General features: G+C 66.8%; 9 protein-coding genes. 1 reads left to right on the top strand and 8 read right to left on the bottom strand.

What is annotated here, in order from left to right:
- Window positions 1-72 precede the first annotated feature (72 nt).
- The 7 genes from fusA to BN1263_RS16650 form a co-directional block, all read right to left on the bottom strand.
- Entirely contained in the window at window positions 73-2106 is a 2034-nt protein-coding gene (fusA, locus tag BN1263_RS16680) for an elongation factor G (protein WP_058982731.1), read from the bottom strand.
- Between the two features lie 442 nt (window positions 2107-2548).
- Window positions 2549-3298, bottom strand: coding sequence for a hypothetical protein (locus BN1263_RS16675; protein WP_058982729.1), 750 nt, complete (start codon window positions 3296-3298; stop codon window positions 2549-2551).
- Between the two features lie 63 nt (window positions 3299-3361).
- A complete protein-coding gene (locus BN1263_RS16670; RefSeq protein WP_058982727.1) occupies window positions 3362-4123 on the bottom strand; it encodes a heme ABC transporter ATP-binding protein in 762 nt (253 codons plus the stop codon).
- Window positions 4120-5163 (bottom strand): FecCD family ABC transporter permease, encoded by a 1044-nt coding sequence (locus BN1263_RS16665; protein ID WP_049450246.1) that lies wholly within the window; start codon window positions 5161-5163, stop codon window positions 4120-4122. The genes BN1263_RS16670 and BN1263_RS16665 overlap by 4 nt, the downstream gene beginning before the upstream one ends.
- On the bottom strand, window positions 5160-6209 hold the full coding sequence (locus BN1263_RS16660) for a heme/hemin ABC transporter substrate-binding protein (protein ID WP_058982725.1): 1050 nt from the start codon (window positions 6207-6209) through the stop codon (window positions 5160-5162). The genes BN1263_RS16665 and BN1263_RS16660 overlap by 4 nt, the downstream gene beginning before the upstream one ends.
- 51 nt (window positions 6210-6260) lie before the next feature.
- A complete protein-coding gene (locus BN1263_RS16655) occupies window positions 6261-7637 on the bottom strand; it encodes a YncE family protein (protein ID WP_058982723.1) in 1377 nt (458 codons plus the stop codon).
- A gap of 122 nt (window positions 7638-7759) precedes the next feature.
- Window positions 7760-8788, bottom strand: a complete 1029-nt coding sequence (locus BN1263_RS16650; protein WP_058982720.1) for an alpha/beta hydrolase — start codon at window positions 8786-8788, stop codon at window positions 7760-7762.
- 203 nt (window positions 8789-8991) lie between these two features.
- On the opposite strand from BN1263_RS16650, the gene BN1263_RS16645 reads away from it, so the two are divergent.
- Window positions 8992-9828: a class I SAM-dependent methyltransferase gene (locus BN1263_RS16645; protein WP_058982718.1), complete on the top strand. Its 837-nt coding sequence runs from the start codon at window positions 8992-8994 to the stop codon at window positions 9826-9828.
- Window positions 9829-9953: 125 nt separating this feature from the next.
- Here the strand turns inward: BN1263_RS16645 and BN1263_RS16640 are convergent, their stop codons facing one another.
- On the bottom strand, window positions 9954-10343 hold the full coding sequence (locus BN1263_RS16640) for a DUF805 domain-containing protein (RefSeq protein ID WP_058982716.1): 390 nt from the start codon (window positions 10341-10343) through the stop codon (window positions 9954-9956).
- Between the last annotated feature and the right edge of the window lie 116 nt (window positions 10344-10459).

Below are 10459 nucleotides of genomic sequence, written 5' to 3'. Positions count from 1 at the left end.
ATCCACGCCATGCGTGGATGCGGAAACCCGACAAAAAAGTGGGAGCCCGCGAACGGGCTCCCCTCGTCTTCCTCATGCAGCGCGTACCGGTTCATAGCCGTGCAGGTGCGCTTCGCTGCTGGCCCGTCCCTGGCTGAGCGACCGCAGCGCGGTGGTGTACCCCACCAGCTGCGCCAGCGGCGCAAAGCCACTGACCTCGGCCCGCCCGTCCTGGTCGTCGATGCGGGCGATGCGGCCATGGCGCCGGTTGAGGTCGCCCACCACATCACCCACCGATGTCGACGGCGAATGCACCGTCACCGCCATCACCGGCTCCAGCAGCTGCGTGCCACCCTCGGCCAGCGCCGCCTTGATCGCCTCGGCGCCTGCGCGATGGAACGCCATCTCCGACGAGTCCTTGGCATGGGTCTGGCCATCGACAAGACTGACCTCGATGCCGACCACCGGATGACCCTGCGGCCCTTCCGACAGTGCGGCACGCACGCCCTTTTCCACCGCCGCGATGAAGCTGCGCGGCACCACGCCACCGACGATGCGGTCGTTGAACACCACCTGGTCGTCCTCACGCGGCGCCACGTCCAGCACCACGTGCGCGAACTGGCCCTGGCCACCGGTCTGCTTGACCAGCCGCCCAACGACACCCGTCATCGCGCGCATCGGCGTCTCCTGGTAGGCCACGCGCGGCGCACCTACGCCCACGTCGACGTTCCACTCGCTGCGCAGGCGCTCGACCATCACTTCCAGGTGCAGCTCGCCCATACCCCAGACCAGGGTCTCCGCCGTATCGCGATCGGTTTCAACGCGGAACGACGGATCTTCTTGGGCCAGGCTCGCCAGTCCCTGGGCCATCCGGATCAGGTCGGCCGCACGCGCCGGTTCCAACCGCCAGGCCAGCACCGGCGCCTGTGCCTGTATGTTCTCCAGGCGCAACGGCAGCGCACGGCCGCTCAGCGTTTCACCGCTGACCGCATCCTTCCAGCCCAGCACCGCGACGATGTCACCGGCCACGGCCTGTTCAATGTCGTGGGTCTGGTCGGCCTGCACCCGCACCAGCCGGCTGACCCGCCGTCCCTGCGGATGCTGCGAACTGGCCACCGCGTCGCCCACCGTCAAGGTGCCCGAGTACAGCCGCACGAAGCTGAGTGCACCGTGCTGCTGGTGGGTAATCTTGAACAGCAGCCCCGCCAGCGGGCCATCAGGATCCGGCGGCAAGACCACCTCGCCTTCATCGCTTTCGGCGCTGACGGCAGGGCGATCCAGCGGCGACGGCAGGTAATCGACCACGGCATCCAGCAGCGTCTCGATGCCCTTGTCCTTGAACGCAGCACCGGCCAGCACGGGCACGCCCGCACCCGCCAGCGTCGCCCGGCGGATCGCCGCGCGCAACGCCCCGGCATCGATCACCCGACCTTCCAGCCAGGCATCCGCCAGTTCTTCGTCATGATCGGCCACGGCTTCGACCAGAGCATCGCGCTGGGCTCGCCACTGGACACGTGCCGCGTCGTCCCACGGGCTGATGGTCGTCGCACCGTCGCGCCACTGCAGCACGCGCTCATCGACCAGGTCGACCCAGCCGTTGAAGTCGCTCTCGCTGCCCAACGGCATGCCCAGCGCCCACGGCCGCGCCTGCAGTTTGTCCTGCAGCTGCTCCAGTACGCGCTCGAACGACGCGCCGACGCGGTCCATCTTGTTGACGAAGGCGATCAGCGGCACGCGATGACGGCGCGCCTGGCGCCACACCGTCTCGGACTGCGGCTGCACGCCATCCACGGCCGAGAACACGGCCACGGCGCCGTCGAGCACGCGCAGCGAACGTTCGACTTCGATGGCGAAGTCGATATGGCCGGGGGTGTCGATCAGGGTCAGCCGATGCGGCGGCAGGTCACGTGGCGCCCACTGCGCCTGCACGGCGGCAGCGCCGATGGTGATGCCGCGTTCGCGCTCGATCGCCGAGAAATCGGTGGTTGCATTGCCGTCGTGCACTTCGCCGACGCGGTGGATCTCGCCGCTTTTCCACAGCAGGCGTTCGGTCAACGTGGTTTTGCCGGCGTCGATGTGGGCAATGATGCCAAGGTTGCGACGACGGGAAAGGACTTGGGTGTTCATGGGAAACGTTCCTGCAAAGCCAACTTCGGGGGCCGCGCACCCCGGTTGGCGACAGGGTGCGCGGCTAGCGTTCGGTCTCGGCGATCTGGTGCATGGCACGTTCTCCTTTGCAGTACTGGGTAGCGTCGAGTACGTAGAGTCGACTGGGTAGAGTCGACTGTTAGTCGACTCACAAAAAACAAAAACGAAAAGAGCGCCCCGGAGGGCGCTCTGTCGAAGGTCCAGCGGTGGCCGTTTCAAAGGCCTCGTGGGGCTCCAGGCAGACACGCCCGTTCCGCGCTTGCGCGGGTCAGGGTGAAAAACTTCAGGAGCGGCATCCGGTTCATGGGGCGCATTCTAGACCTGCCAATCTGGCGCGCAAGTGAATATTGAACGCATAAATGGAACGATGCACACCACAGTAGAACCACCCCGCGGGTGGCTGTGATGAGTGCCTGACGCCTTACTTGCACCCATGCAGCGTGCGGGCATCCGCCACGGTCGCTGCCTGGTCATCCCCCATCGAAATCCACCCCTTCAACGACATCGCCGGATCCACATGCGGCTGCCGTGCGCCACCGTGGACCACCACTTCGGTCCAGCTGCCCACCGGCGCCAGTTCGGACAAGCGCGCCGCCTGGTCGTCCTCGGTGCTGAACATGTCGTCCGGACCCGCCGGCGGCGTGGCATTCACGGTTTCCGTCTTGCGGGTCCGGACCCGAAGTGCACCGTCCGGCAGCCGCTGGGTGATCACTTCGTATCGCTCAACACCATATGCCCAGTTATTCTCGCCAACGCTGCGGGTCTCGCTGCCATCATCCGCCACAGCCACCCTCTCCCCTGCCGGCCCGACAACGCCCGCGACAGCCGCCAGGCCGGACATCAATGCCTGATAGACGATCATCTGCCGCTGCTCGGTGGTCAACGCTCCGGCATTGAGCTTGGCCGCAGGAATCTTCAGATACGCCGTCTCCCTGCACAGCACCAGCACCTGCTGGTCGTCCCAACTCACCGACATTTCCTCGTTGGCGAAGTACTGCGTCTTCATCGACGTCACAGCGGCGCCCTCGCCACTGGAATGCCGGGTTTCTATCAGCGAGGCGTTCTCGGCCGCGTCGGTCAGCGAAACCTGGGAGGTCGAAGCTGCATGGGCTGCGCAAACGGAACCAATCATCGTGGCAAGCAGCACACTGCGCGTGACGGTACGGAACATGGCATCAGTCCATTGAAGAAAACGAAGCAACCATGATACCCGGAGCAACCCGGCGGCCTTCGTTCAGGTCACCACAACCAGCGGCACCCCACGACGCGGATGCTCCAGCACCACCACATCCTGCTGGTAGACACGCTGCAGGTTGTCTTCGGTGAGCACCTGCAGCGGCGTACCATCGGCCGCCACCCCGCCCTGTTCCAGCAGCACGACGCGATCGGCGTAGCCAGCCGCCAGGTTCAGATCGTGCAGCACCACGATCACGCACGCACCGGCCTCGGCGCAGGCACGCACGCTACGCAATGTGCGCTCCTGGTGACGCAGGTCCAGCGCGGCGGTCGGCTCATCGAGCAGCAGCAGCGGCGTATCCTGCGCCAGCACACGCGCGAACGTGGTCCGGGCGGACTCGCCACCGGAGAGCTGCTGCACCTCGCGCAGGCGCAGCGCCTGCAGTTCGGCGGCATCGATGGCCGCTTCCACCCGGGCATCGTCCGTGACCGGGTCCGGCGGGTGTGGCAACCGGCCCATCGCCACCACTTCTTCTACGCTGAAGGCGAAGCGCACGCCATGCTCCTGCGGCATCACCGCGCGCTCGCGCGCCAGCGGCCCGGCCTTGTAGCTGGCCAGCGGTTTGCCCAACAGGCTCACCTCGCCCGCATCGGCGCGCAGGTCGCCGGCCGCTACCGCCAGCAAGGTGGACTTGCCTGCGCCGTTCGGGCCAACCAGCGCGGTCACCGTACCCGGCTCGAACGCGAGCGAGATGCCATGCAGGATCTCGCGCTGCTGGCGACGCACCACCACCTCGTGCAGCTTCAGCAACGCGCTCATGGGGCCGCCTTGCGGCGCTGCTGCAGCACCAGCCAGAGGAAGAACGGCGCGCCCAGTGCGGCCGAGAACAAGCCCAGCGGAATCTCCGCCGGCGGATCGAGCGTGCGGGCCGCGGTGTCGGCCACTACGATCAGCAGCGCACCGAGCAGGCCGGACAACGGCAGCAACCAGCGATGACCCGGGCCGACCAGCAGGCGTGCCACGTGCGGCACCACCAGGCCCACGAAACTGATCGAACCGGCAAAGGCCACCGCCGCGCCCACCAGCAGCGCACTGAACGCTACCAGGCGACGCCGCGTGCGGGTCACGTCCAGCCCGAGGTGCTGCGCCTGGCGTTCGCCCAGCGCCAGCATGTCCAATGGCGTGGCCAACCGCTGCAACGCGAACACGCCGATCGCAAACAGGGGCACCACCGCCGCCACATCGGCCCAGTTGGCACGCGCCAGCGAGCCCATCTGCCAGAACACCAGCGACTGCAGTTCGCTTTCGCTGGCGATGTACGTGAGGAAACCGATCAGCGCGGAGCAGAACGCGGCCATCGCGATGCCGACCAGCAGCAGCGTGGCGTTGCCACTGCCTTTGCCGGGCCGCGCCAGCGCGTAGGTCAGGCCGATCGCCAACGCACCGCCAGCGAACGCCGCCACCGGCACCAGCCAGCCCGCTGCGCCCGCAGCGCCGAGAACAATGGCAGCCACCGCACCCAGCGCAGCACCCTGGCTGACACCGACGATGCCGGGGTCGGCCAGCGGATTGCCGAACAGGCCCTGCAGGCTGGCACCGGCCATCGCCAGCGATGCACCCACCATCGCGCCCAGCAAGGCACGCGGAATGCGCAGCTGCCAGACCACGGCGAGGTCGCGGCTACTGACCGCCTGCGGATCGAGCAGACCCAGCTTCACCGCCAACGCCTGCATCACCTCCAGCGGTGGCAGCCGCAGCGGGCCCACAGCGAACGAGGCCAGCACCGCACCCAGCAGTGCCAGCAACGCCACCAGCAACATCGTCCGCCCGCGACGGCGGCGCCGATCCGCCGGACTCATGCCTTCGGCAACGCCGCCAGGGCCTTGGCCAGCGCCAGCGCGCCAGCACCGGAACCGACACTGGTGTACTTCAGCTGCACGTCCGGCATCACCCAGACCCGATTGGCCTGCCCGGCCGGGGTCTGCTTCAGCGTCGGGTACGCCTTCCACAGGCCCTCGGCACCACCGAACAGCTGCAGGTCATGCTCGGTCACCAGGATCACCTCGGGCGCTGCGGCGACCACGCCTTCATTGCTCAGCTGCGAGTAGTTCTTCACTCCCGCCTCGGTGCCGATGTTGACGCCGCCAGCCAGCGCGATCAGCTGCGCCGAGGCGCTGTCGGCACCGGCAACAGTCGGTGAGCCGCCAGCGCCGGTGGCCGAGACGTGGATCAGTCGTGGCGCATGGCCCAGGCCCTTGCCAATCGCTGCAGCCTCGTCGAGCTGACGCTGCACCTGCGTGGCCAGTGCTTGCCCTGCCTCGGCCAGCCCTAGTGCCGCGGCGACCTTGCGCACCTTGTCCGGCGCCGGCTGCAGGTCGTCGATGACCACCGCCGGCTCGCCCACTTCGCGCAGTTTCCTGGCCAGCTCGGTATGGCGGCGCAGGCTGTTGCCGAGGAACAGCGAGCCCTGCAGGCTCAGCACGCCCTCCACGCCAGTGGTCCGGTTGAACAGGAACTGGCGCGGCGCGGCCAGGCCGGCCTGGGTGGTGGTGTTGGTCGGCGCGGCAAATACCTGCTTGCCCAGCCCCAGTGCTTCGATCACCGCGATGACGTCGTCGCCACCGGCGATGATCCGGCTGGTATCGGCCACTTCGATATCGGCGCCATCATCGGAATGCACCTTGGCCGGCAGCACCGCCTTCTGGCCGTGCACGGCCGGCATTTCGGCACCTGCCACGCGCTGCCAGCCTGCCGGCAGCGCGGTTTCCGCAGCGGCCGCCGTTGCTGCGGGCGACTCGGCAGGCGTATTGGCATCAGAGGGAGCCGACGAGCCACCACAGGCAGCCAGCGCCAGCGAAACAGCCAACGGAAGCGCACACAGGCGCAGACGGGACGCGATGTTCATGCACAATCTCCTTGCTGGCAGGGCGACGCGCACGCCGCCCCACCGTGTGACTTACTGCTTCGGGGTGATGCGGGTGATGCGGTCACCCTTCGGGTCTTCAGCGCCGCGCGACTTGTTCACCGCGAACACGTTGCCCTTGCCATCGGCGCGGACGTGGTTCGGCAGCGTGCCGCCATCAAGATTGGCGACCACCTTGCCGTCACCGTTCACCACGGTGACCGTGCCAGCGCCACGGTTGCTGACGTAGGCCAGGCCAGAGGCATCATCGAAGGCGACGTTCAGCGCGCCGGCGCCGACCGGCACATCGTGCAGCACCTCGCCGGCGGCCACGTCGACGATCAGCAGGTTGTCGGTGCCCTGCGAGGCCACGTACAGGCGGTTGCGCGCCGCGTCGTAGGCCACGCCCGAGGCGCTGATCGAATTGCCCAGATCGATGACCTTCTCGACCTTGCCGCTGGCCACATCGATCACCGCCGCTTCCGGGGTGCCGATGCTGACGGTGAACAGCTTGCCGCCCTTCTCGTCCAGCACCAGGCTCATCGGGGTGAACGTGCCGTCGTCCACGCCGGATTCCAGCGTCACCTGCGGCAGTTCCTTGAAGGTCTTCGCATCGAACACCGACAGGTGGTCCTCGCCGGTGGCAGAAGCGAACACCTTGCCGCGCGTGCCGTCGACCACCACGTCGCGCGCGTGCGGCACGGTGTCGACGGGGAACTGGTGGACCAGCGACAGGTCCTTCTGGCGATAGACGGCGATCGAGTTCTGGCGGGTGTTGGTGACCCAGACATTGCCGTGGGTGTCATCCACGCCCACGCCGTAGACCGCGTACACCGCACCATTGGTGCTGCCCGGCACCTGCGCCGGGGTGATCGCCTTGGTCACCTTCAGCGACGTCGGGTCCAGCTTCAGCAGCTGCGACTGGGTCACCGGCGGGCGACCCACCGCCGAGGTCACGAACACCGCGTTGCTGGCGGCGCTGTAGGCGGACTGGTACAGGCCCGGCACCAGCTTGTTGGACTGGGTGGCGAACTGCGCCTGGCCGGACAGTGGCAGCTGCGGCGAGACGCGCAGCTTCAGCACGGTGGCCGCAGCCGGTTGGCTGGCGCGCACCACCACCGGATGGGTGCCCGGCACCGCGTCGGCCGGAATGCTCAACTGGGCCTTGAAGTTGCCATCCGCGTCGACCACCAGCGGCTGCGCGTTGAGCACGCTGTCACCGCGCAGCAGGCTGACCTTCTGGCCCGGCACGAACCCACGGCCGACCACGTCGGCAGTGCTGCCGGGAACCACGTTCTCACCGCGTGAGACGACTTCACCCTTGAAGGTGGCGTTGGCCGGCTGGTCGAACACCGGCTGCGCGGTGGCGGTCACCGCCAGCAAGAGGCCGGCGGCGAGAGAGGTGAGACGGAAAGACGGATGGAACGACATGGAAGGCTCCTTGCACACGTAGGCCGCGCCACGCGGCGCGGGAGTCATCGGTTGCCTGGGCCGCTGCGCGCCGGCAGCCTCGCCTGGGTAGTGGGGTCGCACGGCATCGCGTGCGAAGGCATTCATTCGGCGGCGTTGTCCTCGCCACTGGGCGCGCCATCGCCGGCGCTGCGGTCGGTCACGCCGTACAGTTCATGCAGCGCGGCATGGAACGAGGCCGGCAGCATCGGGCCGTGTCCCAGCCCCGGGAACTCGCGGTACTGCACGCTCAGGCCCGGCACCTTGGCCAGCCGCTCGGACAACTGCATCGCCGCATCCGGCGTGGCACCGCCAATGCGGCGCAGGTGCGCGACCACCCGTGGATTGCTCAGGTCGCGCTTGCCACGATCACCAACACGCTCGGCACCGCCCAGCATCAGCCACAGCTTTGCCGGCTGGCCATGCACGTTCTGCACGAACTGCTGTTCCGGATCACCCAGCGCCGCGCCCTGGCTCCACCACAGCGAGGGACTGGCCGCCAGATAGGACTGGAAGGCGGCGGGGCGGGTGTAGAGCGCATTGAGCACGAACAGCCCGCCCAACGAGTGCCCCCACAGTGCTTGCTGCTGCGTATCGATGCGTGCGCGTCGCTCGACTTCCGGCTTGATGCGGCGTTCGATCACATCCAGGAAAACCGCAGCACCACCGCCAGCTGCCTGGGTCGTACCGCTCTCGTCATCGGCACGGTCGATCCACGCGGTGTAGTCGCGGGTGCGCGCCCTGGAATCGATGCGCAGGTCGTTGTCGTAGCCGATCAGCACCAGCACCGGCGGCGCCTTGCGCGCGGCCAGCTCGGCCAGCAACGGCTGATCCAGGACCATGGCGACGGCGTTGCCGTCCAGCGCGTACAGCACCGGAGAGGGCACCTTGCTGGCCTTGACCGGGATCGCCAGGTTCACCCGCCAACGGCGCTGCTGGTCCGGGCTGTCCACCACGAAATGCTCGAAGCGATAGCTGGCCGCCGGCTCGTCGAGCACGGTGTGGCCGATCTTCTGCAGCGGATTGCGCTGCTGCGCATGGGCGTACGGGGTGGCCAGGAGCAGACCCATCATCAAGGCGACCAGTCCGCGGGCCAGCAGGCCCCGGTGCGAAGGCAGGATGAAATGCTTCATCAGCGGAGGTAGAAGCGGCCCACGGCCGCCGGTTCACAAGGGACCGCAGTCTACCTTAAACGCGAATGATTATCACCTCGATCGAACGTCACACTGTGTATCACGCGCGCAAGCCGGACCTCGAGAGCGAAGCGCACGCTGGATTCATACCATTGGCTTGCGGCAAGCTAGGCGGCATCAAATAGACCCTGGACTGCCACAGCGTGTATTCCATTTTCCGCAACCTTGCCCGACAGGCGCTCGACACGATTCGGCCGCACGTCTTCCCCGTGAGTACTCCGACAGTGGAAAGGCCCGCCTGCAATATCTGCGGCTTCCGCCTGCGAGCATCCCGCGAGGTCATTGCCGAGAGAGAATCCCGCAGCTGCATCGGCTGCGGATCCACCCTTCGATTCCGCGCCATCATGGCTGCCCTGCAGTCTGAGACGGACGAAGCGAAGGAGATCCGCGTGCTTGAGCGGATTCCCCCGCGCAAGCAGATAAAAGGGATCGGAATGACCGACGCTCATATCTACGCCACTGCCCTGCGTCGCAAGTTCAACTACATCAATACATATTTCCATACCGAGCCGATGCTGGACATCCGGCACCCAGCCACGCACCACATCGGCAAGTATGACTTCGTCGTCACTTCCGATGTTCTGGAGCATGTGGATGGACCGTGCGAGCGTGCGCTCGGCAACCTGCGCGCGCTGTTGAAGCCGGGCGGGCTGCTTGTACTCACCGTTCCCTATGGATTTCACGAGGTCACGATTGAGCACTTCCCTGAGCTCAACGACTATCGGATCGAGGGCGAAGGTGCGGATCGGGTCCTTGTCAACATCACCAGCGATGGCAGGGAGCAGCGATTCTCTGACCTGTCTTTCCATGGCGGTGACGGATCAACCCTGGAACTGAGGATCTATTCGTATCCTCACCTGGTGCGATTGCTGGGGGAGGCTGGCTTTGTCGACGTGAAGCTGCACGATAGCCAATACCCGCAATGGGGCATCATCCACAACAACCTGCTGGGCTTGCCCATAACGGCACGCGCTGCATAGGCGGCCAGCCCCCTCCGGCATCCTGCCTCGCGCAACCCACACCCCTTGGAAATGACGAAGCCGGCATCACGCCGGCTTCGCCCCTCCGCTTCTGTAGCGTCGAGCCATGCTCGACTCCCGCAGCCTCACGGCCCCGTGGGCACTGGACCGTACACGTTCTCCTGCGGCGTGCCCGGCAGCAGCGAGAAGATCATGATCACAATGCCACCGCCCGGCACCAGCGCCAGCAGGAACAGCCAGCCCGACTGATTGCAGTCATGCAGGCGGCGTACGGTCACGGCAATCAGCGGCACGATCGTGGCCAGCCACATCACGCCCAGCAGCACCACCATGCCGATCAGGATGCCGGCCAGTGCATCGGGGCTGTTGCGCAGGAGGATCGCCAGCACACCGGCCAGCAGCATCACCGCAGTTGCGACCAGGAACAGGAACAGCTGGTACATCCAGTACTCACGGCGGTTGGCGCGGCCCTCGAACTGGGCGTAGCGCTTCAACGGCAGAATCATTTCCTGCACGGCATCGATCCTTGAAAAAGTAGCCGCGCAGTGTGCCAAAGACCGGCGCCGGGGACAATGTAGAGCCGAGCCATGCTCGGCTGTCGGGAGCCGTGAGGTGCTGCGAAAAGCAGTCG

The sequence above is a fragment of the Stenotrophomonas thermophila genome, assembly GCF_001499715.1.
In the GTDB taxonomy this organism is placed as follows: domain Bacteria; phylum Pseudomonadota; class Gammaproteobacteria; order Xanthomonadales; family Xanthomonadaceae; genus Stenotrophomonas; species Stenotrophomonas hibiscicola.
This window is presented reverse-complemented; position numbering and strand designations above follow the sequence as displayed.